General features: G+C 42.7%; 27 protein-coding genes and 1 tRNA gene. 17 read left to right on the forward strand and 11 right to left on the reverse strand.

All coding sequences use genetic code 11. The features are described 5' to 3' along the window. Positions 1-30: 30 nt before the first annotated feature. From F0145_RS17165 to F0145_RS27100, 4 genes are all read right to left on the reverse strand, one after another. Entirely contained in the window at positions 31-726 is a 696-nt protein-coding gene (locus F0145_RS17165) for a DUF3575 domain-containing protein (protein WP_150090159.1), read from the reverse strand. A 445-nt stretch (positions 727-1,171) separates the two neighbouring features. Beyond that, positions 1,172-1,966, reverse strand: coding sequence for a sialate O-acetylesterase (locus tag F0145_RS17170; protein ID WP_150090161.1), 795 nt, complete (start codon positions 1,964-1,966; stop codon positions 1,172-1,174). A gap of 65 nt (positions 1,967-2,031) precedes the next feature. Further along, positions 2,032-4,839 carry an excinuclease ABC subunit UvrA gene (gene uvrA, locus F0145_RS17175; RefSeq protein WP_150090163.1) on the reverse strand — a complete coding sequence of 936 codons (2,808 nt, stop codon included), beginning with the start codon at positions 4,837-4,839 and terminating at the stop codon, positions 2,032-2,034. 223 nt (positions 4,840-5,062) lie between these two features. Then, complete coding sequence (locus F0145_RS27100) at positions 5,063-5,251, reverse strand: hypothetical protein (RefSeq protein WP_449369393.1); 189 nt, start codon at positions 5,249-5,251, stop codon at positions 5,063-5,065. Positions 5,252-5,478: 227 nt separating this feature from the next. Here F0145_RS27100 and F0145_RS17185 point away from each other — a divergent pair, with 227 nt between their 5' ends. From F0145_RS17185 to F0145_RS17230, 10 genes are all read left to right on the forward strand, one after another. Beyond that, a complete protein-coding gene (locus F0145_RS17185) occupies positions 5,479-5,946 on the forward strand; it encodes a hypothetical protein (RefSeq protein WP_150090167.1) in 468 nt (155 codons plus the stop codon). Positions 5,947-6,015: 69 nt separating this feature from the next. After that, the gene (locus F0145_RS17190) at positions 6,016-6,402 is read left to right on the forward strand and encodes a DUF3592 domain-containing protein (RefSeq protein WP_150090169.1); all 387 of its coding nucleotides are present in this window, start codon (positions 6,016-6,018) and stop codon (positions 6,400-6,402) included. Positions 6,403-6,483: 81 nt separating this feature from the next. Then, positions 6,484-6,669, forward strand: a complete 186-nt coding sequence (locus tag F0145_RS17195) for a hypothetical protein (RefSeq protein ID WP_150090172.1) — start codon at positions 6,484-6,486, stop codon at positions 6,667-6,669. Next, positions 6,666-7,211: a hypothetical protein gene (locus F0145_RS17200; RefSeq protein WP_150090174.1), complete on the forward strand. Its 546-nt coding sequence runs from the start codon at positions 6,666-6,668 to the stop codon at positions 7,209-7,211. The genes F0145_RS17195 and F0145_RS17200 overlap by 4 nt, the downstream gene beginning before the upstream one ends. 65 nt (positions 7,212-7,276) lie before the next feature. Continuing rightward, positions 7,277-7,834 (forward strand): STM3941 family protein, encoded by a 558-nt coding sequence (locus tag F0145_RS17205; protein ID WP_223816125.1) that lies wholly within the window; start codon positions 7,277-7,279, stop codon positions 7,832-7,834. Positions 7,835-8,271: 437 nt separating this feature from the next. Then, complete coding sequence (locus F0145_RS17210; protein WP_150090178.1) at positions 8,272-8,499, forward strand: DUF2281 domain-containing protein; 228 nt, start codon at positions 8,272-8,274, stop codon at positions 8,497-8,499. Next, the gene (locus tag F0145_RS17215; RefSeq protein WP_150090180.1) at positions 8,496-8,819 is read left to right on the forward strand and encodes a type II toxin-antitoxin system PemK/MazF family toxin; all 324 of its coding nucleotides are present in this window, start codon (positions 8,496-8,498) and stop codon (positions 8,817-8,819) included. The genes F0145_RS17210 and F0145_RS17215 overlap by 4 nt, the downstream gene beginning before the upstream one ends. A gap of 108 nt (positions 8,820-8,927) precedes the next feature. Then, positions 8,928-9,497 (forward strand): DUF1572 domain-containing protein, encoded by a 570-nt coding sequence (locus tag F0145_RS17220; protein WP_150090182.1) that lies wholly within the window; start codon positions 8,928-8,930, stop codon positions 9,495-9,497. 153 nt (positions 9,498-9,650) lie between these two features. Continuing rightward, positions 9,651-10,364, forward strand: a complete 714-nt coding sequence (locus F0145_RS17225; protein ID WP_150090184.1) for a sulfotransferase-like domain-containing protein — start codon at positions 9,651-9,653, stop codon at positions 10,362-10,364. A 2-nt stretch (positions 10,365-10,366) separates the two neighbouring features. After that, positions 10,367-11,269 carry an aminotransferase class IV gene (locus F0145_RS17230; protein WP_150090186.1) on the forward strand — a complete coding sequence of 301 codons (903 nt, stop codon included), beginning with the start codon at positions 10,367-10,369 and terminating at the stop codon, positions 11,267-11,269. A 413-nt stretch (positions 11,270-11,682) separates the two neighbouring features. On the opposite strand, the gene F0145_RS17235 is transcribed toward F0145_RS17230, so the two are convergent. Then, a complete protein-coding gene (locus F0145_RS17235) occupies positions 11,683-12,936 on the reverse strand; it encodes an MFS transporter (protein ID WP_150090188.1) in 1,254 nt (417 codons plus the stop codon). 205 nt (positions 12,937-13,141) lie between these two features. Between F0145_RS17235 and F0145_RS17240 the strand changes: the two genes are divergently transcribed. After that, a complete protein-coding gene (locus F0145_RS17240) occupies positions 13,142-13,588 on the forward strand; it encodes a hypothetical protein (protein WP_150090190.1) in 447 nt (148 codons plus the stop codon). Positions 13,589-13,821: 233 nt separating this feature from the next. Further along, the gene (locus F0145_RS17245) at positions 13,822-14,244 is read left to right on the forward strand and encodes a hypothetical protein (RefSeq protein WP_150090192.1); all 423 of its coding nucleotides are present in this window, start codon (positions 13,822-13,824) and stop codon (positions 14,242-14,244) included. Between the two features lie 21 nt (positions 14,245-14,265). Here F0145_RS17245 and F0145_RS17250 read toward each other — a convergent pair whose 3' ends face one another. Both F0145_RS17250 and F0145_RS17255 read right to left on the reverse strand, forming a co-directional pair. Further along, a complete protein-coding gene (locus tag F0145_RS17250; protein WP_150090194.1) occupies positions 14,266-15,918 on the reverse strand; it encodes a peptide MFS transporter in 1,653 nt (550 codons plus the stop codon). 65 nt (positions 15,919-15,983) lie between these two features. Next, a tRNA-Val gene (locus tag F0145_RS17255) sits at positions 15,984-16,058 on the reverse strand. A 210-nt stretch (positions 16,059-16,268) separates the two neighbouring features. Here F0145_RS17255 and F0145_RS17260 point away from each other — a divergent pair. After that, positions 16,269-16,904 (forward strand): porin family protein, encoded by a 636-nt coding sequence (locus F0145_RS17260; protein ID WP_150090196.1) that lies wholly within the window; start codon positions 16,269-16,271, stop codon positions 16,902-16,904. Between the two features lie 108 nt (positions 16,905-17,012). Here F0145_RS17260 and F0145_RS17265 read toward each other — a convergent pair whose 3' ends face one another. Together F0145_RS17265 and F0145_RS17270 are read right to left on the reverse strand one after the other, a co-directional pair. Continuing rightward, complete coding sequence (locus F0145_RS17265) at positions 17,013-17,537, reverse strand: acyl-CoA thioesterase (RefSeq protein WP_150090198.1); 525 nt, start codon at positions 17,535-17,537, stop codon at positions 17,013-17,015. A gap of 57 nt (positions 17,538-17,594) precedes the next feature. After that, positions 17,595-17,930 carry a hypothetical protein gene (locus tag F0145_RS17270; protein ID WP_150090200.1) on the reverse strand — a complete coding sequence of 112 codons (336 nt, stop codon included), beginning with the start codon at positions 17,928-17,930 and terminating at the stop codon, positions 17,595-17,597. Positions 17,931-18,426: 496 nt separating this feature from the next. On the opposite strand from F0145_RS17270, the gene F0145_RS17275 reads away from it, so the two are divergent. From F0145_RS17275 to F0145_RS17290, 4 genes are all read left to right on the forward strand, one after another. Continuing rightward, complete coding sequence (locus tag F0145_RS17275) at positions 18,427-19,053, forward strand: C40 family peptidase (RefSeq protein ID WP_150090202.1); 627 nt, start codon at positions 18,427-18,429, stop codon at positions 19,051-19,053. Between the two features lie 245 nt (positions 19,054-19,298). Next, positions 19,299-20,039, forward strand: a complete 741-nt coding sequence (locus tag F0145_RS17280) for a YkvA family protein (protein WP_150090204.1) — start codon at positions 19,299-19,301, stop codon at positions 20,037-20,039. Between the two features lie 133 nt (positions 20,040-20,172). After that, positions 20,173-20,916: a M48 family metallopeptidase gene (locus F0145_RS17285; RefSeq protein WP_150090206.1), complete on the forward strand. Its 744-nt coding sequence runs from the start codon at positions 20,173-20,175 to the stop codon at positions 20,914-20,916. Between the two features lie 320 nt (positions 20,917-21,236). After that, positions 21,237-21,836: a hypothetical protein gene (locus F0145_RS17290; protein WP_150090208.1), complete on the forward strand. Its 600-nt coding sequence runs from the start codon at positions 21,237-21,239 to the stop codon at positions 21,834-21,836. A gap of 310 nt (positions 21,837-22,146) precedes the next feature. Here the strand turns inward: F0145_RS17290 and F0145_RS17295 are convergent, their stop codons facing one another. Both F0145_RS17295 and F0145_RS17300 read right to left on the reverse strand, forming a co-directional pair. Beyond that, positions 22,147-22,401: an acyl carrier protein gene (locus tag F0145_RS17295; RefSeq protein ID WP_150090210.1), complete on the reverse strand. Its 255-nt coding sequence runs from the start codon at positions 22,399-22,401 to the stop codon at positions 22,147-22,149. Positions 22,402-22,414: 13 nt separating this feature from the next. Beyond that, positions 22,415-25,831: an efflux RND transporter permease subunit gene (locus F0145_RS17300; RefSeq protein WP_190277585.1), complete on the reverse strand. Its 3,417-nt coding sequence runs from the start codon at positions 25,829-25,831 to the stop codon at positions 22,415-22,417. Positions 25,832-25,872: the final 41 nt, after the last annotated feature.

Below are 25,872 nucleotides of genomic sequence, written 5' to 3' on the forward strand. Positions count from 1 at the left end.
CAGCTACTAATGCCTTATTTCGGGCGTGAATTATTTTATTATTACAAAGCCGAGCTTAACGTTAAAACCCAGATGCAGGCGCCTGAATTTGCCTTCTTGCCGGTCAACGGGTTCAAAATAAAAATCTGCTGGTTCTTTGTAATCACCGGGCTGCTCGCCGAAGGTCTGGTGGTCTACTTTTATCCAGCGTAAACCCGGCCCCACAAAAGCATCCAGCAAAAACCGCTGCCCCAAATAATATTCCAGCCCAACTTTTATACAACTGCCCCACATTCGGCGGGTCACATCCGAGTATTCATAATAATAATCACCATCGTCTTTTATTAACCAATTATTAAGTTTGCGGTATTCTTCGGGGCTAAAAAATACTTCGGCACCCACATAAGGCTTCACATTTGCTTCGGCCTGCACCCAGGTTGGAGGAAAAAAATATTTGATTTCGCCGCGCAGTTTAAAATATCCGTGATTTCGGTATTGGTACTCTTCATTCTTCACAAACTGCTTCGATAACCCTTTGTAAGGTAAACCATAGTCAACCGAAAAGCCCACGCGGTTATTTATAGTAGTCTGCACGCCAAATTGCAATGTTGCCGCCCGCACGTGGAGTAAGTTTAAAGGTGATACCCGGAATTGCAGGCTTAGCTTGTTTTGCCCGTGGACTTTAGCCAGATTAAAAAGCAGCGCCAAAATCAGGAAAATATTTCTCCTGAATATTATTTTTTTCATAGGCAGGAAACAACAAAATAAAACCTTGATGCTTAATTGCTTATAGCCGCAATATTTTCTTAAGCCAATATAGTATTGGGCATAAGGCTATAGGAACCTCTTAGAAATAAATATTTCGTTCTATTAAGGTGAGTTCATAAAAAAGTCTTGCTTTCTGATTTTAAAGACCAAAATAACAAGACGCTTAATTACTAACTGTTGATGCGCACAATTTGCCTGTATATTGTTTGTAAGGCTATGGTGTCCACAGGTGTCATTCAGGAGGAAACTATTTGGCTGCCTGCTAAATAGTTTCCTCCTGAATGACAGTGATGGATTGCTTAGACCTCCTCTTTTAGAATTTACAAAGCAGCTGTTCCTAACTCTTAAAAGAATATTTCGCCTTACCGAAATAGATAAATATTGAATATCTATTCGGGCTTGAACGATTATCTGGCCGTAGTGATTATCTGGCAGTAGTATTTTTTTGTAAATTTTGCATGGCTTGGGCATATCTTTTGCCTAGTTCCCGGGCCGAAGCAGCGTCAAAATGGGTAGCATCACCTTTATCAACTAATCCATCGGCACGTATAACTGCTGTAAACGGGACCTCCGCCGGTAATTGCATTAAAACCTGGTTCATGCTTTTATAAGCATCTTTAAAATAACCCAGTTCACCGGCTACAAAAGGCACATTGGGCGCACCCAGTTCTGTCCGGAAACGGTTAATCAAATCTTTTAACCTGTTAAGATGCAAGGCTCTCGCCTCCGGGTTACTATCGGATTCGCCCTGGTGCCAGATAATGCCTTTTAAAACACCGGCTTGCATGGCTGCTTTGGCCCGATCAATGGCTTCGTCGTAAGGATAACCTTTGGTTTGGTCGTGGTAGCCACCTTTTACCCAGGCTGTGATAGAAGAGCCACCGTGCGCCGCCGGAATTAGCCCAATGCGGATTTTATTGCCGGCGTTATTCAGCATTTCGCGGCCAAAAGAAAATCCCGGACCAGTACCGGCAGCGGGCTTATCCCAATGCAAAGGTTCTTTGGCCGGCTGCCAGGTTTTATCTTTAGCGAAAACCAACAAACCCGGCACCGCAGTAGTATCTATTGTTTCCGGAGCGCCCCGACCCGCCATATTTGATTGCCCCACAAGTAAATATAAATGAAAGTTGGGATCTGCTTGCTGGTTAGCTGATTTATGCGGCACCTGACAACCCAGTAAAAGCAGAAACACAATTAAGCAGCTATAATAATATTTCATGCTTTTACAGAGCTTTCGGTATAAAGTGAATGTAGTAACTAAAATATTAAACTCGTGGAGTAAGCTTATAATTTTTCCTTCAAAAACCTAGCAGTCTGGTTATCTTTTAGTTTCACCATTTCTTCCGGGGTGCCTTCGAATAATAAATGCCCGCCGTTTAAGCCGCCTTCAGGGCCCATGTCAATAATCCAGTCGGCGCACTTAATAATATCCATGTTGTGCTCAATTATTAGTACCGAGTTGCCTTTATCAATCAGGGCGTTAATGGCAGTAAGCAGTTTGCTGATATCGTGGAAGTGCAGACCGGTAGAAGGCTCGTCGAAGATAAAAAGAATATTCTCGGAATGTGCGGTAGCGCCTTTGGTTAAGAACGAAGCTAATTTTACCCGCTGCGCTTCGCCGCCACTGAGCGTGTTCGACGATTGCCCTAACCGGATGTAACCTAAACCTACATCATCGAGCGGTCTTAGTTTTTCGGCTACTTTGGGTTGGTCTTTAAAGAAACCAATGCTATCGGCAATGGTCATGTCCAGCACTTCGGCAATATTTTTATCCTGGTATTTTACGTCCAGAATATCCTGCTTAAACTTTTGGCCATTGCAGCTTTCGCACTTGAGGTAAATATCGGCCATAAATTGCATTTCTATTTTTACCTGACCTTCGCCCTGACACACTTCGCAGCGGCCGCCTTCAATATTAAACGAAAAATGCGACGGCTTAAAACCGCGAGCTTTGGCTAAAGGCTGGTCGGCAAAAAGAGTGCGGATGCTGTCGTAGGCTTTGACGTAAGTAACCGGGTTCGACCGCGACGACTTGCCAATTGGGTTCTGATCCACAAATTCTATGTGCGCCACTTTGGAATAATCGCCTTGTATTTTATCGAACTTGCCAGTAGCATCGGAGTGGCCGCCCAATATTTTGGTTAGCGCCGGGTGCAATATTTTTTTTACCAGCGTCGATTTACCGGAGCCGCTCACACCGGTTATTACCGTCATGACATCGAGCGGAAACTTAACGCTCACGTTTTTGAGGTTGTTTTCGCGGGCACCTAATATTTCTACGGCGTTGCGCCATTTGCGGCGTTGGGCCGGCACTGGTACTTCTAACTTGCCGCTTAAATATTTGCCCGTGTAGGTCTGCGCTGTTTTTACAATATCGTCGTAAGTTCCCTGGAACATGAGGTTACCGCCCCCTGTACCCGCTTCCGGCCCGATGTCAATAATCTGGTCGGCGATTTCCATCATTTTTTCTTCGTGCTCCACCACAATTACGGTGTTACCCATTTGCTGCAAAGAGCGCAGTACACCAATCAGTTGCTCGGCATCACGCGGGTGCAAACCAATGCTGGGTTCATCCAGAATATACATAGAACCCACCAACGCACTCCCCAACGAAGTAGCCAAATTTATCCGCTGCGACTCTCCGCCCGACAAGGTAGAAGAAAGCCGGTTTAGCGTTAAATAACCTAAGCCAACGCGCACTAGGTAACTCAGGCGGTTGGTAATTTCAATAGCTAAGCGGTCGGCTACCGCCGTTTCGTGGGCATCCAGTTCTATATGCTGAAAAAATTCGAGTACGCCGGTTACAGGTTTCAGCAATAAATCGGTAATACTCTGGCCGTTTATTTTTACGTAAGAGGCATCTTTGCGCAAGCGGGTTCCCCGGCAGTCGGGGCAAGTAGTGCGGCCGCGGTAGCGGCTCAGCATTACGCGGTATTGTATTTTGTGCGTTTGGGTTTGTATGTGGTCGAAGAAGGCGTTCAGGCCATCAAAATATTCATTGCCGGTCCAGAGGAGTTGCTGTTGTTCTTCGGTAAGTTCATTAAAAGGCCGGTGAATCGGGAAATCGAACAGAATACCATTTTTGATGAGCGGCTTTTGCCATTCGCTTTGCTTTTCGGTCCGCCACGGTGCAATAGCCCCTTCGTACACCGACAAACTTTTATCCGGAATAACTAAATCGTCGTCGATGCCCAGCACGGTACCAAAACCTTCGCAGCGCTGGCAAGCCCCGTAAGGGTTGTTAAAGCTGAAAAAATTTACGTTGGGCTCTTCAAACACCATTCCGTCGAGCTCAAACCGGTCGGAGAATACGCGGGTTTCTTCGCCAAAAATCACGTGGCACTCGCCGTGGCCTTCGAAGAATGCGGTTTGCACCGAATCGGAAATCCGAAACTGCAAATCTTCGTCGTCCGGGCGTATTACGGCCCGATCTATTAAAATAAATACCTGACCGGTAATATTAACGGCCCCACCGGCTAGTAAATCTTCGATAAACAATACCTGGCCATTGGCAAATATTCTGGAATAACCTTTTTGCAGGAGTAAATCTAATTCTTTGGCTAGGTCGCGGCCATCCAGCACTTGCAGCGGCGCCAGAATCATCACCCGCGCGCCATCTTCGAGGCTAAAAATAAAATCGACCACATCGCTCACCGAATTTTTCCTGACCTGCTGCCCCGAAACTGGCGAAATGGTGCGGCCAATACGCGCGTACAATAATTTCAGGTAATCGTAAATTTCGGTGCTGGTGCCTACGGTAGAGCGGTTATTTTTAATACTCACCTTTTGCTCAATGGCAATGGCCGGACTAATGCCCCGAATATAATCGACATCGGGTTTATCCATGCGGCCCAAAAACTGGCGGGCGTAAGAGCTTAAACTTTCTACGTACATGCGCTGGCCTTCGGCGTAAAGCGTATCAAAAGCCAGCGACGATTTGCCGGAACCCGAGAGGCCGGTAACCACAATAAATTTATTGCGCGGCAAGGCCACGCTCAGGTTCTTTAAATTATGTACCCGCGCGTTTTTTATTAGAATAAATTGCTTCGGGTCTAGGGAATCTATAATATTATTATCGGTATGTGAGGTCATGCTATTAGGTTGGTCCAAAACCATTCTATCCGTAACAAAAATTACGGCGAAAAGATTGATTTCGGGCGCAAATTTACGAAGACATTACCGGAATAAGAAGCATTGCTCTTTGCTGTTAGGTTTACCTTCCTGAAAAACAACTAAATACCTTAAACTTCTGCGGCATTGGCTAGCATTTGTAACGCAGTTTTTTTTAATTCGTAAGCAGTAAGTCATTCACTATTTAAACCAACATAAAAACTATGGGTAAAGGAGATAAAAAATCCAGAAAAGGTAAATTAGTCAAAGGTTCATTTGGCAATAGCCGTCCGCATAAAACAGTTAAAAAAGCCAGCGAAAAACCTGCAACCACCAAACCTACTGCCGCTACTGCTGCTGCCAAGTAGCCACTATTTTCTTTTGATAAATTCAAAACCCTCCTTGTTTACCGGGAGGGTTTCTTTTTTTTAGCTGTTATGCAAGTATACTCTTGGGTCGGCAGAATTTCCATATCAATATTTTTTCAGAGACTTTCTTTTCTTTATACTTATTTTCTATATATTATAGTCGTTATTCCGGTTCCGGTTATTTGTTGATTTTGGCTGGATAAACGGAATAAACTCTGTTTACCCAGTTGTTGGGCGTAAACAAAATGTTAAAATGAAGCACCAGAAAATAATAGAAACTATTGGAGCAACAACCTCATTATCTATAGGGCTGCCAATGGGAATTGCTGCAATGGTTTTATTTGCACTTTATTCTGTTATGATAACAGGAGAAAGTATGTTCCTATTTGGCTGGTTCTTTAGCAACACCTATTCAACTTTAGCATTACTGATGGCTTTCATCATAATTCTCTACTTCGCTGGTAAGATGCTTGCAAGAGACATTTATGCGAAAAAAGATAGAATAAGGGTAACATTTAAATACTCAATTCTTGTAAATTCTATTATTTGGCCAGCTTTTTTTGTTGTACATTTAATTACAAAAAAAGTATTTGACCTAGGTTTTGGAGTAATTACACCTTTAACTTTAGCCGTGATTTCAATCTTGTTTACTCCTTTTACTGTGGGGTTATTAATTCATAAAGCTGTAGCAAAAAAAATAAAAAATATCCTCGCCCAATAAGGCGCATAAGCCAAATCACAGCCGACGACCTTGCAAGCTGTTTACACGAGACCGTTAGCTTCAATAAAAATGATAACAGAAATAATATTAACAATTCTAGGAGTTTGTTTTATAATCGGAGGATTGATAAAAATCCGAGATAATAATTATTTAAAAAGCAGTGGAATAAAAGTGAAGGGTATAGTTTATTCATTAGAGCAAAGGAAAAACCTTTATTATCCAATAGTAAGATTTCGGACAAAAGAAGATATTTGGATAACCAAAGAGTTAGGTATTGGGTCTAACCCATCACATTACCCTGAGGGTACACAGGTAGATTTGATTTATAATCCCGAAAATCCAGAAATCGTAGATTTGGATTCTTACACAAGTTTGATACTAGCGCCAAGATTGTTTGTTATAATCGGCACAGGTTTGATAGCTTATATTTTCCTATCCTTGTTTGACATGATTTAAAAAATTTATTTAAGCCAGCAATATTACGGAACCCTTGTCCCACTACTGGCTTTGCAAATACTAACCGTTTGCAGTAAACAAATGAAAACAAGACTAATTTATCTTATACTGGCTTATTTGTCTATTATTCCTTCATTTGGACAGGAAGCACAGAAGTATTTTGAACAAATTAATAAATTAGTTGGCAAAGAAATCGTTTCAAGCAACTTGTATAACAAACTAGATAGCCTGCAAGCAAAAAAATACCTTCAAGAAGCGGTATTTTGAAATATTTAGATAGAGATATAGATTTTGGATATAAGCACCAACGAATTAACATTCAAATCAATTTTGAAGATTTTCGTGTGGATTTATTAACAAGCAATGACTCTGTTCTTCTTTCTGTAATATCACACAATGATCACAAAAAGCTTCAATCAACTTATTACACAGAAGCTGCAGTCTTAAAATATTTAGGTTTAAGGAATGATTTTTATGGTTCAAATAAAAAAATAAAAGACTTGGAAGAAGAAATTTCATCCAATATTACCTATGCCTTTTATTGTGGTGATGGCTTACCAAAGACTAATGAAGGGAAGCACATTGAAAGATTGGTTAATACTAAAAGCATTAATAAGCTGAATGAAATGCTAAATAGTATAAATATTGAAACTCAAACATATGGGGTTGCTGGGTTTGAAATGCTTTCTAAAAAGTTTGTCAAAATATCGAAAGAACAAAAAGAAATTATCAAATACATTAAAAGACGGAATTCAGAGGTAGTTACTTGCAGCGGGTGTTTGACTGGATTAGTAGTAAAGATTTATTAAGACGTCGACTGTTAACAATAGCTAAACAACAATAAACCGCTAATAAAAAACCATAAATATTAATTATGAACAGGATTGAAGTTCCCCTAAGCAAGAAAAAGATCTTGCTGTTAGTGCTTGGCTCAATTGCCTTTGTAATCTTTGGAATACTTTTTATACTAAATCCTGAAACTTTTGTGTCTCCTATTTTCCGAAACCCTCAGATATTAAGAATTATAGGAATAGCAGCCGTTATATTTTTTAGCGCAACAGGTATCTACGGATTTAGAAAGCTGTTTGACCAAAAAATTGGGCTTATCGTTGATGAGCATGGCATAACGGATTATACAAATGCATCGAGCGTTGGACTAATTGATTGGGCAGACATTACCGGTATAGAAACCGAAGAAGTAATGTCAACAAAATTCTTGCTCATTTTCACTATAAATCCGGATAAATATTTAGAAAGAGTAAAAGGATTTAAGCGAAAGCTTATGCAGGGGAATATGAAAATGTATGGAACGCCGTTGGCGATAACTTCTACTACTTTAAATTATAATTTTAATGACTTAGAAAAGCTTCTCAAAAACAGGCTACTTGAACAAAAGGGGACGAGCCTTAAGAATCGCAATAATCTGTGTTAGCTTTGCGATTTTAACCGTTTGTTCGGTTTATCCAGCTGACCTTTTTTACAGAGACTTGTCTTTATTAGGACTTATAATTACATTCCCGGTTTCAATAATAAGTTTTGGCTATAGATATGCCGATTCAGAATCTCTGTAGCTTGTATTTATTATTCAATTTGTAATGTTCATTTTAACTTTTTGGGTGCTAAGCAAATTTATAAAGGACAAAAAAGTTGAAAGCGAATAAATTTAATTCTCTTAACAACGGCTTCAAGCATTTGCGGGAAAGATGGTAATGGAAAGCTTAGTGCTTTTTATTTATTTTAGTTCCGGCTGAAAGAATATTGCAAGTTAACTGCAACTGCTTAAATCCATGAACCATTGGCAGTAATTTTGAGTAGAAATATTGAATTGACTACAATATTCGTTATAAAACTATAAAGCGTAGAAATATTATGACCAGACAAGTTTTGATACAACAGACCATTGATCATCTATCTAAGCTTCCTGACCAAAAAATAAAAGAAGTATCCGACTTTGCGGAGTTCTTGTTAAGTAAGTTAGAAGAAGGACTCTTAACAGAAGGAATCAAGAAGCTGACAACGGATTCAAAATCATTCCAGTTTCTGGAAGATGAAGAAGATTTATACACGGAAGCTGATTTAAAAGAAAAGTATAAGTGAGAAAAGGCGATATTTTACTTATACCGTTTCCTTTTACAGATTTAACGGGGCAGAAAAACAGACCTGCCCTGGTTTTAGTTACGACAGATACAGACATTACAGTAGCTTTTATCACTTCTCAGATAAAGTGGCAGGAAGAGCACGATTTAAAACTTGAGCCATCTGCCAAAAATGGCCTCAAAAAGACTTCTCTGGTAAGGCTTAGCAAATTAGCTACCATTAACAACGAGTTGCTGATTGGGAAATTAGGTAATCTGATTGAAGCAGATATTCAGCAGTTGAATAAAAACTTAATTAAGCTATTTCAACTAGAGAAGTAAAAAAACTCCTGCCAATGCTATGGCAACACCTACTTCGAACAATGGCCTTCGCTGCCGCTGACATGAGCCCATTATGTGTAATTAACCTGAACAAAAACTAACAAAAAGATGGCAAACGATTACTTAGAAAGTGTGCGGAAACAATTTGAGTATTACAAAATGCTCGGCGACAAAACCTTTTCGCAATTGCCGGACGATAAATTATTCTGGCAATATAACAACGAGAGTAACAGCATAGGTACCATCGTGAAACACCTCTGGGGAAATATGCTTTCGCGCTGGACAGACTTTTTAACCGCTGACGGTGAAAAAGATTGGCGCAACCGGGATGCAGAATTCGAAAATGATATTAATAGCCGGGAAGAACTTTTAGCAAAATGGAATGAAGGTTGGTCTTGCCTGTTTAACGCCATAAATTCTTTAACTGCCGACGACCTTGACAAAATTATTTACATCAGGAATCAAGGACATACCGTAACCGAAGCCATAAACCGGCAACTGGCACATTATCCGTATCATGTTGGGCAAATAGTTTTTTTAGGAAAAATGCTGGCAGAGAGCTGGGCTTCTTTGTCTATACCCAAAGGAAACTCCCAAACTTATAACGCAGAGAAATTTTCGAAGCCCAAACAAAAAGAACACTTTACCGACGAATTTTTCGGAGACAAAAAAGAATAATTACCACATACCTAACCTCAGTGCCATTCTGCTATTTTTAACACATACCTACACAATTTATTACTGGTAGTTTAGGCTATTCCACTATATTAGCGCGCCTGTTGGTTAATATTTAAGAACACCAACAGTAAAACCAAAGCGCTTAATTTTTATATGGTAATACACCTGATTTCGGGGCCTCGCAATATTTCTACGGCCTTGATGTATGCTTTTGCCCAGCGGCCCGACACCCGCGTGCTGGACGAGCCTTTTTACGGCTTTTACCTGCAACACACCGGACTGCACCACCCCGGCCGCGACGAAGTACTTAATACCCTGGAACCCGACCCAGCCAAAGTGTTTGCGTTAATTGCGCAAGCCGGTCAGAAAAAAGAGCATGTATTTGTAAAAAATATGGGGCACCACCTGCAAGGGTTTAATTTTGACCAGATAAAAAATTACCGCAATGTGTTTTTAATTCGGGAGCCGGGCCAGATGCTGGTATCTTATGCCAAAGTGCGCGAATCGCCTACCTTGGATGATATTGGCCTGAAACACCAACAGGAAATATTCTCCTGGCTGGAGGCCGAAGGCTGCCAACCGCTGGTGGTTGATGGCGATGCTATCCGGCAAAACCCAGCCGGCGTTTTAGCGCGTTTGTGCCAATCCCTGAATATTCCGTTTACTGAGGCCATGTTATCCTGGTCGGCCGGTGCCCGTCCCGAAGATGGTATCTGGGCTAAATATTGGTACAGCAATGTGCACCAATCAACCGGGTTTGTACCGCCCACCGAAAATAATGCAGCAGTTCCGGCTCAATTACAGGACGTGTACGCCAGCGCCCTGCCCTATTACAATCTTTTAAAACAAAAAGCAATTACCGACTAGTTATGCAGCAAAAATATAACCCGCAGAATGCAGATATTAAAGTTTGGGTAAATGGTTTATGTGCCCGCCAAGAAGCCAAAGTTTCGGTTTTTGATAGTGCAGTGCAGGGCGGCGATGCGGTTTGGGAAGGCATCCGGATTTACAACGGTTACGCGTTTATGCTGGAGCAGCACATCGACCGCATGCATTATTCGGCGCACGCACTGGCCTTTGCCAATATTCCTAGCCGCGAAGAAATTAAGCAGGCGGTTTTTGCCACCTTAGAAGCCAACGGCATGCGCGATAATGCCCATATCCGGCTTACGCTTACCCGCGGCGAAAAAATTACTTCGGGCATGGACCCACGCCTAAACCAGGCCGGTTGCACCTTAATTGTTCTGGCCGAACACAAACCGCCAGTTTACGACAATACCCAGGGCATTCGACTGATAACCAGTGCCATTCGCCGCAACAACCCGCAGTTTTTAGATTCCAAAATTCACCACAATAATCTATTAAATAATATTTTGGCTAAGATAGAAGCCAACGTAGCCGGTGCCGACGATGCTGTAATGCTGGACATACTAGGTTTTGTAGCCGAAACCAATGCCACCAATTTATTTATGATTAAAAACGGCCATTTGTTTACGCCCCACGGCGATGCCTGTTTGCCCGGTATAACGCGTAAATTGGTGTTAGAAATAGCTACCGAGCTAGGAATTCCGGCCACCGAAAAGAATTTATCGCTAACCGAATTTTACAATGCCGACGAAGTTTTTACCACTGGCACCATGGGCGAACTTACACCCGTTCACGAAATAGACGGCCGCCAAATATTAAACCGCGCCAACGCTAATATTTTAAGCCGCTTACAGCAACACTTTACTACTAAAATACCGGTGTATGGTATAAAGCTGCCGTTTTAAGTTTAAGTTGATTCAGCGGCAAAAATAACTAACTCGAATATTTAAAAGACAACCACCCCCACCCCTCCTAAACTTAGGCGGGGAGCCGGGCTAAAGGTTAAGTAAAGTCTGAAGATTATATAATAGGCTGTTTTAAATATTTATTGTGCTATAGTTTAATAGAGAATGGCAGCTGCTACAGGGAGACTACAGCAGTTTGGGCGATGAGGGCCTTTCAGGTTTCCGGTGCGCAGCATCCCGACGCAGGAGGGAAGGAAAGATGAGCAGCCCGAATGACCAAACGGGGCCCGCCGGCCGGGAGGCAACTTAGGCTTAGAATATTAGTTAGCACCTTAGCATTGAAAGATGGAATCTTTCAAAAGATAACCGTGAAATAAATTAATAACCTTTCGATAAGTAAAGCTGCTTTCCTTTTACAGATGCAACCTCCTCAACTTATCAGCTTTCCAGGAAGTAACCCCAACTACCAGCAAGGTCATGCAGCCGCCAAAAATTACGGCGGGTATTACGCCCAATAACCGGGCGGCAAACCCCGATTCGAAAGCCCCGATTTCGTTAGAAGAGCCCACAAAAATATTGTTTACCGACGAAACCCGCCCTTTCATATGCTCGGGCGTAAGGGTTTGCATTAACGTAGACCGAATGATAACACTAATGCTGTCGAAGGCGCCACTCAAGCCTAATAACACCAGCGAAAACCAGAAATTAGTAGACAAGCCAAACAAGATAATACACAAACCAAACCCCGCTACGCACAACAGCATGCGCTTGCCGGCATTAATTTTTACCGGACGATGGGTTAGAAAAACCGCCATTAAAATAGAGCCAATAGCTGGAGCTGCCCGCAAAAAACCCAACCCCTGCGGACCGGTATGTAAAATATCGGAAGCAAAAACCGGCAGCAAGGCCACCGCACCGCCAAACAGCACGGCAAATAAATCCAGCGACATGGCGCTTAAAATTATTTGGTTGTTAAACACAAAACGCAGGCCCGACAACAAACTTTCTTTTATGGGTAAGCGCCCTTGGGAAGGTGGCAACGGTTTAGCCGAAATTAGTAAGAAGAACAGCGTAGCCAGAAATAATAAAACTACCACTACTGTATACGAAGCCGTAACGCCCCAGAACCCGTAAATTAAACCCCCAATAGCCGGTCCGGCCATAGAAGCACCCTGCGAGGTAGTAGTAGACCAGGTAACGGCATTGCCATATAATTGCTTATTATTTACAATTTGCGGCATAAACGAGAAAACCGCCGGGTTATTAAAGCCGCGGGCAATGCCCGTAAAAAAGATAACCAGGTAAATAGGCCACACCCCAAATTGCTGCAACACGCCCCGGCTTACCGGCAAGGTATACACCAGCAACGCCACCGAACAAGCCAGCAATACCAGCACACAGGTAAGAATAATAATTTTCCGGTTGTTATTATCGGCTACATGACCCGCGTACAAAGCTACTATAATGGCCGGAATGGCTTCGGCCAAACCAATCAGGCCTAGCGATAGCGGGTCTTTGGTAAGGCTGTAAATTTGCCAGCCAACCACCACGGCCTGCATCTGCAAAGCCAGCGATAAACACAACCGGGCCAATACAAATAATCTGAATTCCGGAATTTTGAGCGCTGCATAAGGATCGTGCGGCGCGGCGGCTGGTACGGGTATCATGTATAAATTAAACGCGAAAAAAGCTGAGATTTAGATAAAATACTTAGGTATAAATACCAGAACCGGAGTACAGCCATCTTAAATAAATTAAATATTTATACCTATTATTTGCTTGCAATGCTAATGTTATCCTTTTTATTTACTACCTTTAAAGAGGCAGAACTTGCTATTTCCGGCAACTGGTTGTGCCCCTGATCCAGCACCCATGACACCTGAAAATTTTTCGGCTCAATTGTTATATCAATCCGAATTAGCGGAGCTTTCTTTTTTACCCGAATCCGGAATATTATGGTTAAGCTGGAAAGCAAAAGCATCGTCGGTTATAATTCAGGAGGTATACGAGCAATTATTCCGGCAGATGCAAAGCCGCCAGGTAAAACACGTTTTGCTGGATGTAAGTCGGCGCGGACGTGCCACTGCCGCCGACGAAACCTGGATGATGCGCGAGTTTGTGCCACGGCTGCTGCAATTTTTTAAGGAAGGTATTTACCTGGCTTATTTGCTCGATGCCAGCCATTATCGGGCGTTAAAAGCAGAATCGCCGAATGGCAGTTTAGAAAGCCTAAGCCATTTGCTGAGCATGAATTATTTTAGAGAAGCGGGTAAAGCATTTACCTGGTTAACCACTAAAAATTTACGAACAGCTATTTAATATAATTTTGTTTCACTCATTTTTTAAGCCTGCTTAACTTTTTACCAAACCAAACAGCATGGCATTTTTTTAACCAGGTATCATAAATAATAGCAATTCTCTAGCCCATAAAGGCCTTTAGTTGTTGTACTACTGCCAGCTTACAGCCCATAATCAGCCTTAAGTTTTGGATCTATTTTTATTCTTTTTAATATAATTTCTTTCTAATATTTACCTTTGCAGAAAGTAAACATATGGTTGAGGCAAGCGACAATTTATCCCTTAATTTCAGGCCCGAACTGAATATATTGGTTTGCCGGTTTATTCAGCCAATACCCTCGGCGTTACTCCGGCAAGCGTACGGAAAAGCTTTACAAACTGCTCAGGAATACCAGGCCCGCTATTGGCTTTTCGACCTGCGGCGACGGGGCCCTATTTCAGCAGAAGATGAAAAATGGATATTGGAATATTTTTTTCCGCAGGCAGAAAGCCAGGTAAAAGCGCTGCAATATTTTGCTTATTTGGTAACGCCTAGCCATTACGTGCACATTCGGGAAGTAGTAAGCACCGATAAACTGGCAAATTATTCACCGCTTACCCATATTTCAATTTTCGACTCCGAAGATAAGGCCTTGGATTGGCTGGCTTTAAACCAAACCGCCGATGCCCGGGCTTAAAATTTAAAGAGTAGGGTTATTTCACTTTTCCGAATATTGCTGTACAATTTCGCGTAGCCAGCGCATCATCAGCAATATGGCCAAAGCCGCTACCAGGGTTAATCCGCAGTTTACGTAAAAGAAATTTGCTTTATGGTCGTAGGTATCCCACATACTGGCCAACACCCCCGATAATTTATTGCCAATAGAAGTAGCCAGAAACCAACCGCCCATCATTAAGGCCGTAAGCCGCGGCGGACTTAACTTTGACACCAGCGACAAGCCCATGGGGCTCAGGAAAAGCTCGCCAACCGTTACTACCGCGTACGTGCCCACCAGCCACCAGCCCGAACTTTTATCGGCGCCATTATCTCCGGCGTAAACGGCCCCCACCATTACCAGCGTAGATAAAGCCGTAATAAACAAACCCCAGCCAATTTTAGCCGGCGTAGAAGGCTCTTTACCGCGTCGTCGCAAAAACCCGAAAAAAGAAACTACCACCGGCGTAAGAATCACCACAAAAAATGGGTTGATGGATTGGAATATTTCGGTAGAAATTAAGGAAAGCTGCTGACCAGACACGGGCCATTCTGCCCGATTCAAATTATTCAGGTAAGGTTCTACACCTTGTTTGGTAATAACTTTGCCGGCGGCATCGGTTTGGGTCCGGAACATGGAGTCATAAGCCGGTACGGTTTTTTCTTCGGTGCCTACCCGCTGCACCATACCCAAGGTTTGGGCTGGTTTTTCTACGGAGGCCGGCAATTCGCGGTCGGTGTAATATTCAGCCCAGGTAGTTAGGGCCGTACCGTTTTGCTTAAATATAGCCCAGAATACCACTACCACCGCAAAAATAGCCAGCAGCGCCGCAATTGGTTTTTTATCGGTAGCCGAAGCCCGTACCCACAACGAAATATAGTAAAACACAATTGGCAACGCCCCGAATATAAACGCATCGGTAGAGTCGGAGCCAAAAACATTGCCCGGAATTAAAAGCCAACCCGCCAAACCAGCCAGAAAAGCCGGCAACATTACAATACCCATGATGCGGCTAATAGGCATATCGTTGGGCTGCACCGGCTTCCGGACATCAGCACCCTGGTAATGCCGGTTGCCCAGCCAGAAAATAATTACCCCTACAAACATGCCAATACCCGCCGTAATAAATGCGTAGCCCCAACCAAAATTATTGCGCATGTAGGCCGCCACAAAATTGCAGATAAAGGCTCCTACATTTATGCCCATATAAAAAATATTGTAGCCAGTATCTTTCAGGGGCCGGTATTTTTCCTGCGAATAAATATTACCCAGCAGCGTAGAAATATTGGGCTTAAAAAAGCCGTTGCCCACAATAATTAAACCCAGCGACACGTAAAATGCCAAGTCGCCTTTTAAAGCCAAACCGCAGTAACCCAAGCCCATTAAAATACCGCCCACCGTAATAGATAACCGGTAACCCAACACCCGATCGGCTAATAAACCGCCAATAAAGGGCGTGAGGTACACAAAGGCGATAAACGTACCGAAAATATCCGAAGCCAATCCTTTGTCCAGGGCCAGACCGCCGCGCTGCGCATCTATCATGTACAGAAAAAAGATGCCAATCATGAGGTAATAGCCGAAGCGTTCCCACATTTCCGAGAAAAACAAAAAATATAAACCTTTGGGATGTTTCGGGTTGCTGGGGCTGGTCATGCCAATATAGGTGATTTTTGCGCTGGATTAAAATACAAAAAACGCCCAGCTGGGCGTTTTTTAAGTGAGACGTACTGGGTTCGAACCAGTGACCTCTACCCTGTCAAGGTAGCGCTCTGAACCAACTGAGCTAACATCCCGCGGTAAGACAAAGGTAAAAAAAATCGGCATATCTTAAAATCCTTTGTTTTAAGGCAATACCGCGGGTGTAAAAAGCTTTTTGAAGGCAACCAGAGCGGTTTGCTTGTAACTTTAACGGCAAGACCTAGTATATAGGGACAAAAGAAACAACCCCGGAAATTGCTAGTAACTATTTATCTCCTGCTCCCATAATTATTACTACTTTAACTATGAAAAAAATTACTTTCCTTTTGCTGGCCATTCTCTTAAGTACAGCGGGCTTTGCGCAGAAAAGAGTAACCACTACCGCTCCTATTAATCATAACCTCGAAGGTTCTACTGCCCCTGAAAACACCGGCTTTGGTATAAAGGGCGGCTTAAACTTTTCGGATGTGCGCAACACCGATGGCGGGGTTAATTTTGATCCCAAAACCAGTTACCACGTAGGGGCTTTTGCCCAGTTTAGCATTACCGATTGGTTCTCGCTGCAACCCGAAGTAATTTATTCGCGCAAAGGCTACGACTCTACCAATGTGGCCCGCCGCCTCGATTATTTTGATGTTCCTTTGTTGCTGGTGTTTAATCCGCTCGATAATGTTAGTATTCACGTGGGGCCGCAGGTTTCGTTGCTCATGACCGTGAAAGACGGCGATAAGGAAATAAACAAAGAAGATTCTTATAACAGCCTCGATTATGGTATGGTGGGCGGCGTGGAAGCCCGCCTATCTATTTTCAGGTTTGGTGCGCGCTATAATTTAGGCCTGAACCAAATATACCAGGACACCTACCGCGATATTGCTACTAATGTAAACAGAGATATGAAGAATGGCGCTTTTCAGGTTTATGTAGGCGTCGGGTTCCATTAAAAATAAATATTAATAAAAGAAAAAGGGGAAGCTAGCTTCCCCTTTTTCTTTTATTAATTATACTGCAATATTGCTTGCCTTCTATTCTACTAAAGAAAACAGATTGGTCTATTCTCCCAAAGTCTTCAGGTGTTTGGTTATTTGCTTAATGCGCGTCTGAAAACCGTCCGGATCGAACATTATCTCATTATCATCCAGTAATTCCAGCATGTTCATAATATCATCGGGGTGGTCGGTGGGCTTGCCGGTTGCGAGGCTAACATAGCGCATGGTAGTCCAGAGCAGCGATTTAAGCTTGGTTTTATCTTTATTCAGCATCAAGCCCTCTATTACAATAGTGGTGTTATCGAAGTGAATAATGCGGGTTTGAATATAAATAGTTGCTCCTAAATCAGCTGGCTTTAAATACGCAATCTGGTGGTTAGAAACTACCCAATTAGCTTGGTGTTGGCGGGCCAGTTCCATTAAGCTCATGTTGTAATATTTGTACGTATGCTCTTCGCGGGCATTCAAGAAATATTCAATATACCGTACGTTGTTTAAATGGCCCAACGGGTCACAATCCTGGAAACGCACAAACAGTTTACTTTCCGGCACTTTTACCAGTTCGCCGGCAAATTCCTGGTCTTTCATGATCAGTGTTGATTTTATTAAGTAAAGGTAGATTAAATAAAATACTTTTGGCAAGGTTTAAACCGGCGAAGAACGCGCTTGCTGCTCCTGATTTATAGCTAAAGCTTCTTTGGTGCCGGCCAGCCGGGCTTCCACTTCGTATTTATTATTGTAATACCCATGTCGGTAAGATTCCACTAGGTACAACCACAAAAAACGCCAGAAACCATGTTCCTGAAATTGCCGGATATGACAAAGTTCGTGGGCAACCCAGGGCCGGTTTTGCAGAAATTCTTCTTTTTTTACGCCGCTTATATGAATGGTGCGCCCAATTACCATAGCCACATTTGGCGATTTTAAAACAAAACGAGCCACCCGGGCCAATACCGATTTTTCAATTATTTTGTGTTCCATCTTGCACGCAAAATATTAAACGCTTTCAGCTATTTTGGTTTACCGCTTCCGGCATAATTAGTTAGGGCTCCAGCCACTTTTAAGACAAAAAGAACTTTTCTGCCTGATTTTTCTTCCATCCGGATTAAAAAATTTTTGCTTGGCCCTAAAATTATATCCCGCTCTTTTTACGCTTGGCAATATTCAGTTTCTAAAAGCTAAAACCTTAATCATCAGGAATCTACAAAATAAAAAATTAATTTTATAGCAGGCACAAATTAATCCGGAATATAATTTTAAAAGGATACCAAAAATAATATTTAAAAAATGTAACCTTTTTTATTTGGTACTTTAGAAAGCAGTTACTAATTTGGAACTACAAAAAAGACAAAAATTGCTTTAAACAACTTGTAAAAAGAATATTTCGAACCTAAAAACTATTTAACAAACACGCGTCCTGCTTAAATTATAGCTTTTTTAAAAACATAGTTTAAGCTAAGCACCATAAAGACACCTTATGAAGAATAGTATTTTATGCAGTCTAGCCGCAGTATCACTAGCTTTATCATTTTTCTTCGAGAAAGCACCAATCAAATCTACCGCAACCCCAGAAAAGCCCGCAATAAGTCTACAAACCGCCTCCCTCCTGCCCGAATCTTTAAATAATAATCCAGTAAATAAGCCGTCCGAACCTGTTGGCAAAATTCCTTCTTATAAAGATTCTCTGTTTTATAATTATTACTCGCAAACATTAGGGCTTAAATTAGAATACACCGAAAACAAAGAATTAATAGAAACGGTTACCGAGTGGTTAGGTACGCCTTACCGCAGTGGTTCTGCTTCTAAAAAAGGCACCGATTGTTCGGGGTTTGTTACCCGCATTTACAAAGAAGTTTACGACATCGACCTGAGCCGCAGTTCCCGCTCCATGTTTCACGACGTAAAACGCATCAGCAAAACCGATATAAAAGAAGGCGACCTGGTATTTTTCCGGCGCGGCCCCGGCCAACCCATTTACCACGTAGGTATTTACCTGAAAAACAATAAATTTATTCATTCGGCTACCAATGGCGGCGTTATTATTAGTTCTTTAAAAGAGCATTATTATCAACGCAATTATTACGCGGCCGGCCGGGTAATTTAAACCTAAAAATTAACTGCAAAAAGCCTGTCTTTTCTTAAAAAGGCAGGCTTTTTGTTTTATAGCCGGCCAACAAATTGCGACTTGTACCGGCAAGTTTAAACATTAGCGCCAAACTATTTTTAACAGATAAAGTATAGTAAATTAAGAATCTTGCGGCTACCTTAAACTACTGCTTAAGACTAAATTTAGATATCTTTGCGTTAGAAAACCGAGTACCCTTAACCGCTATTACACGAAATATTATTATGGAAAACCAAACGAATCAAGGAAAAAATATTGCCGACTCCGGCATTTTTAAGAAAATATTGGGCAAAGCCGAAGAGTATGCCAAGAAACCTTTACGGGTGAAAGAGCTCTTAAACGACACTTACAAAAAAGCCAGCGAGAAAAAAGAATTGGGTACGCTGGCGCACGAAGTCTGGGAAAGCCTGCAAACGTTGTCGCGGTTAATTAAAGCGGCCGTTACCGGCGAATATACAGGTATCCCGACCACCACTATTGTAGGGGGTATTGCGGTATTGCTTTACTTTTTAATGCCTATTGATTTTGTACCGGATTTTATACCGGTTATTGGATTGCTGGACGATGTAGCTTTGCTGGCCTGGTTTATGACCGGCATTAAACACGAGATGGAGAAATTTGAAGCTTGGGAAAAAGGTAACCAGGCGCAAACCGCAAATACTGCCACCGCTACCAATAGCAATTATGCACCTTCGGGCGTTAATGCGGCAGCCGGTGCCAGCGCGGCTTCTGCCCCGGTAGATGTTTCGAACGATAATAATAACCGCAACGACCTCGCTAATAAAACCGAAGTAAAAGGTTTTGCTGCCCACGACTTGCCTACAGAAGAACTACCCGACGATGCAGCTATCCGGGCTACTTCTTCGGGTTCCGGCGAGCCAAATGTGCGGGCCGCTACCACCGATAGCACCCGTATTCCCAGCTCCAATGCCGACGATAGTCGCGCCGGCGGCAATGTACGGTAGTTAAGTTACCGGAACCATTAAAGAATACATAGTATAAATTTAATATTTAAGAACAGCCGGATTATTTTATCTATAATCCGGCTGTTTTATTTTAGAAGATTGCTTATTTTTGAGGCACGCTAGTTTTTTATTTGTGTCCCTAACATCTGCTTATTCGCTTAAATCTTTACAATTACATTTGCCCGATATTGGTTTGGTTTTACTGCAGCGTAGCGCCAAAGCCAAACGCATTAGTATTCGGTTGCAACCGCTTAAAGGCATACGGGTAGTGGTACCGCCCCGCGCTACTTTCGAAGAAGCCCAAAAATTTCTGGAAAGTAAACTCGACTGGATTAAACTGCACTTACCAAAAATAGAAAAGCAGGAAACCAACCTGACGGTTTTCCGACCCGACGAAAATTATTACACTTTTTCGCACCAGCTCCGTTTGTTGCCCCACGACAAAGCAACTTTAAAAGCGCGCTTAACCGCCAGCGAAATACAGGTATTTTACCCGGCTTACCGCAACTCTTCAGACGACGAAGTGCAGCAATTTATCCGGAAAGCCCTGGAAGAAACGTACCGCGCAGAAGCCAAGCAATATTTACCAACCCGCGTTGATTATTTTGCCCGGCAATTTGGGTTTAGCTACCAGAAAGTGGTTATAAAAAAAGCCGGAACCCGCTGGGGTAGTTGCTCTTACCAAAATAATATTAACCTTAATTTGCATTTGATGCGACTCCCCGCCCACCTCCGCGATTATGTAATTCTGCACGAACTGGCGCATACCGTCGAGAAAAATCATGGCCCCCGGTTTTGGGCGCTGCTCGATAAAATTAGCGGTAATGCTGTAGGCTTGGACAAAGAAATTAAAAACTACTGCATCGAGCTTTATTAAATTATTTTCAAATACGTTTTTTTATCGCTACCCAAAATGTAAACGTAAGTTCTCACCACATTCAATAAATAGCATTTAAATTTAGATTAAAGCTGGTAATTGCATTCTGTTTTTGTAAAACTTGTTCCGGAAATTATTTAAGCGCCAATAGAGCAGATAAAATTGTAAATTTAAGATTCGTGCTTGTAATCTACCTTTTTCAGAAGTTTATATTATAATTAATATATTCCAACAAATTATTCAAAATATTAAAAAAATATTCATCTTTTTAGCGTATACTAGAGTATAAAAACTCACCTATAGTACCAGCCCGATTGTGTATGTTTGATAGCATCTTGCCCGAAAAATCTGTTTATCTGGTACTACTAAGTATTGGCATCCTGACCAATATTGCTTGTTCGGAACCCCGCAAAGATCCGGCAGTCGTTCAAAAGCCCCTTACTACCCGCCCGGCAGCGCCCGTTCAGGCACCTGATCCGGATACCTTGCGGGTAGAAGATGATTTTGCCAATGCCCCCTTTCTCCTGGATTCGGTTTCGTTTATAGAGGTACACCGGTTAATGGGCAAAGATGTGCAGATAACCAAAAAGCCAACGCGCAACCATTTTGAACCAGACCAAACCGATACGCTGATTACGCTGCGCAAAAATAAATCGCACATAACGTTATACGCGGTAAGTGCCGAGCCTAAATGTTTTTTTAAGGAAGCCGATATTAAAGACCCAATGCCAATTTTTCAGTACCCGCTAAAAATTGGGCAGCGCAAAGCCGAGGTTAAAAAAATATTTCCATCGCTCACGCGCGAAACGTATTTACCCGATAATATTGAAATTGTGGCGGGCGAAGGTGTAGATTATGTGTATTTGATATTTAAGAACGATGTGCTGCAGCGTATTGAATACAAACCTTATCTCGATTAAGATTAACTACAGTAATCACTAAAAAGCATTACTTTAAAGCTGAAAGCCTTGGTAGTGGAATATTTGAAAGTAGAATAAATATTAAAAGTGAATTTATAATATTAATTGGTTAATGCGCTTAAATTATTGCGGTCTTGTTACGCCTGTCGAAATAGCTGAATCTGCTTTTATTTGTTTGTAATAGATCCTTCGACAAGCTCAGGATGACCCAGTAGTAAACACCTAAGCGCAGGTTTAGGTTTATAATGGTATCAAAAACAAAAGAGGCTACCTAACGGGTAGCCTCTTTTGTTTACAAATTAAGGTTAAATTAATGAGCTGGTTCTGGTGTATGCGTTGATACATAATCAACAAAATCGCCTACGGTGTCAATCTTTACTTCGTCAGGAATTACAATATGAAAGTTCTTCTCCAACTCCAGAATAATATCTACCACATCTAAGGTTTCAAAGCCAAACTTGCTCAGGTTAGCATTGGTGCGCAAACGTGAGGGTTTAATTTCTTTAGTACGGCTTATTATTTTTATTACTTCATTTTGTATAGCAGAGGTAGGTTGTGTTCTCATGGTATTATTTAAATTAGGCAGGTTGTTCTTCATAAATAGGATGCGTAACAGGGGCAGAAGGTTGCATTGTTTTATTACCTTTTACCTTTAATTTTATTCTTTCGCTAATCAGGTACATGGCCGGAACCACGAGCAAAGTTAAGAAAGTAGCAAATGCTAATCCAAAAATAATTGTCCAGGCCAATGGTCCCCAGAATACCGCGCTTTCGCCGCCTATGAAAAAGTGCGGCTCAAAACTAGAAAACAGGGTAAAGAAGTTAATGTTTAACCCAATAGCCAACGGGATTAAGCCCAGAATTGCAGCCGTAGCGGTTAATAATACTGGGGTCAGACGCGTTTTACCCGCCATTACCACCGCTTCGTGCAACTCGTAGCCCTCGCGTTCGCGCAGTACATCTGCAAATTCTACCAGCAAAATACCGTTCTTCACCACAATACCAGCCAAGGCAATTATTCCCACGCCCGTCATTACCACCGAAATATTCATGCCAAAAATGGAGAAACCGAGTAAAACCCCAATTAAACTGAATATAATCTCCGACATAATAATGAGCGGTTTGGAAATAGAGTTAAACTGCGTTACAAGAATCAGGAAAATCAGGCCAACAGAAGCTATTAAGGCAATACTTAAGAAATCGCTGGTTTCCTGCTGATCTTCCTGAGCACCGCCAATTTTTACTTCATAACCTTCGGGTGCCTTAAACTGCTGCAGGTTCTGCCGGATGGTTTCGTTTATTTCGTTTGCGTTATAACCGGCCAGTACGTTCGACGATAAAGTAATTACCCGCTTCACGTTTTTCCGGCGAATACCACCGTAGGTAGTAGAATAATCAATCTTGGCTACCGACGATAACGGAATTTGCTTAATCTGGCCCGAAACCATGTCGCGGAAAGTTAAGCGCATATCCATTAAGGCATCAATATTAGAGCGGTATGGCTCGGCGTAGCGCACTTGAATCGGGTACTCGTCTTCGTCGCGTTTTAGTTTAGAAGCTTCGTAGCCAAATATTGCTGTCCGCAGCTCCGAACCAATCTGGGCCGTGCTAATGCCTTCGCGGTTGGCCCGCACGCGGTCAATTTCCACGCTAATCTGCGGATTCTTGTCCTGCAAATCGGAACGTAAATCTTCAATGCCGCCAATTTGCAACGAATCGATTAAGCGCTCTACTTTGCGGGCCACTTTAATCAGGGTGCCAAAATCTTCGCCGGCTACTTCAATTTGCACGGGTTTGCCTACCGGCGGCCCGCCTTGCTCCTGGTCTACGGTAATTTCTACACCCGGAATATTTTTAACTTTTTCCCGGATTTTATTTAAGTAAGTGCGCGAACTTGGCCCGGTACGGTACTGAAATTCCCGGAAAGCCACCGTTACTTTACCTTTATTCGACTCGGCCTGGTAAGAAGCTTCCATCGGGTCGCCGGCACCAATGGCTACGTTCGAAATAATAGATTCTACATCGGGGTTATCTGCGCCTACCACATCGTACACCCGCTTTTCAACTATTTTCGTAACCGAGTCCGTCGCTGCCTGGTCGGTACCCACCGGCATTACCAGGTAAGTATAAATAAAGTTTGGATCGCCTTGCGGGAAGAAATCTACTTTTGGTTGCCGCAAAACAGTAGCAAAAACCGAAAGAATTAATAAACCCACTACAGCGGCCAACACTAAAATAGGGCGTCGGCCTACTAACAGGCTGCGCAGCACCCGTTCGTACGTATTCATAAAGCGCGGCAGCACTTTGTTCTGGAAACCATTTATCCAATGAATAAACACGTATTTATTCAGGGCAATAAACAGCATGATAAATACGGTCAGGTTAGCTAAACCAGTCCAGCCGGCCAAGTAGCAGATGCCGGCCAAAACGGCTAAGCCAATCATCCAGAACAGGAACGTTTTGCGGGCTTTTACCGGGTTGGGATTTTCTTCTTTGCCCATGAACGATACCGCAAAAACCGGGTTAATAATAAAGGCCACCAGCAACGAAGCCATTAAAGTAAGAATAAGCGTAACGGGCAAAAAGTACATAAACTTGCCAATAATGCCGGGCCAGAACAGCAGCGGCACAAAAGGCGCCACCGTGGTTAAAGTACCCGCCAGCACCGGCACAAATACTTCGCCGGCTGCCGCTTTCGCCGATTTTATAATATTCCAGTGGAACTGGTGGTGAATGCGGTGCGTGTTTTCAATAACCACAATGGCATCGTCTACCACAATACCCAAGGCCAGCAAAAACGAGAACAGCACAATCATGTTCAAGGAGAACCCGAGCGCCGGCATTACCAAAAATGCCAGAAAAGCCGAAATAGGCACCGATAAAGCCACAAAAATGGCGTTGGTGGTTCCCATAAAGAACATCAGAATAAAAGTAACCAGCACAAACCCGATGATGATGGTATTAATCAGGTCGTTCAGGGTATGGCGCGTCATGTTAGATTGGTCGCCGGTAACAGTTACTTCTAAATCTTTGGGCAAGGCCGTACCTTCCATCTCCTTCAGAATATTGTTTATTTTATCTGAAGCCTCAATTAAATTCTGGCCGCTCCGCTTGATAATATTTAAGGTAATTACCGGCTTGTTATCCAAACGGGCGTAGCTTTCGCGTTCTTTAAAGCCATCTGTTACGGTAGCAATATCGCGCAACGGAATATTTCCGCCGGGCAAGGATTTTACCACAATATTGCCAATCTGGCTGGCATCGGTATATTGCCCTACTACGCGCACCGCCCGGCGCATTTCGCCTACTTTTAACAAACCACCCGAAATGGTCATGTTTTCGAGCTGGATGGCCCGCTGAATATCGCCGAAAGTAACCTGCGCGGCCTGCATTTTGTACAAGTCCACATCAATTTGCACTTCCTGTTCCAGGGCACCCACAATATCTACCCGGTTAATTTCGGGCATGGTTTCAATGCGGTCTTTTACGGCCTCAGCATAGTTTTTCAAGCGGTCGCCGCTGTAATCGCCCGAGAGGTTCACGTACATAATCGGCATTTCCGAGAAACTAACTTCCTGCACCTGCGGATCGTTGGGTAAATCATTCGGTAACTCCGAACGGGCCCGATCCACGGCATCTTTTATTTTCTGCTTCGCGGCGTCTACTTCTACATCAGTTGTAAACTCAACCGAAATAATACAGAAATCCTGCATAGAGTTAGAGGTAACCCGTTTTACCCCCGAGATAGATTTAATTTCTTTCTCGATGGGCCGCGTTACCAAGTTCTCCATATCCGAAGGCGACGTACCCGGATAAATTACCCCGGTCATAATCGTGGGGATTACGATATCGGGGAAATTTTCTTTCTGGAGTTTGTTATAGGTAATAATACCGGCCAGCGTCACAATAACGGTCAGCACGTAAATGCTGGTTTTGTTATCGATAGATAAGCTGGTCAGGAAAAATTCTTTGATTTTACCTTTAGTTTCTTTCATGATAATAAGCTTTATTTCCGGGCGCGCCGCGGCCCACCCGA

It is taken from the genome of Adhaeribacter rhizoryzae (assembly GCF_008629685.1).
Classification (GTDB): Bacteria; Bacteroidota; Bacteroidia; order Cytophagales; family Hymenobacteraceae; genus Adhaeribacter; species Adhaeribacter rhizoryzae.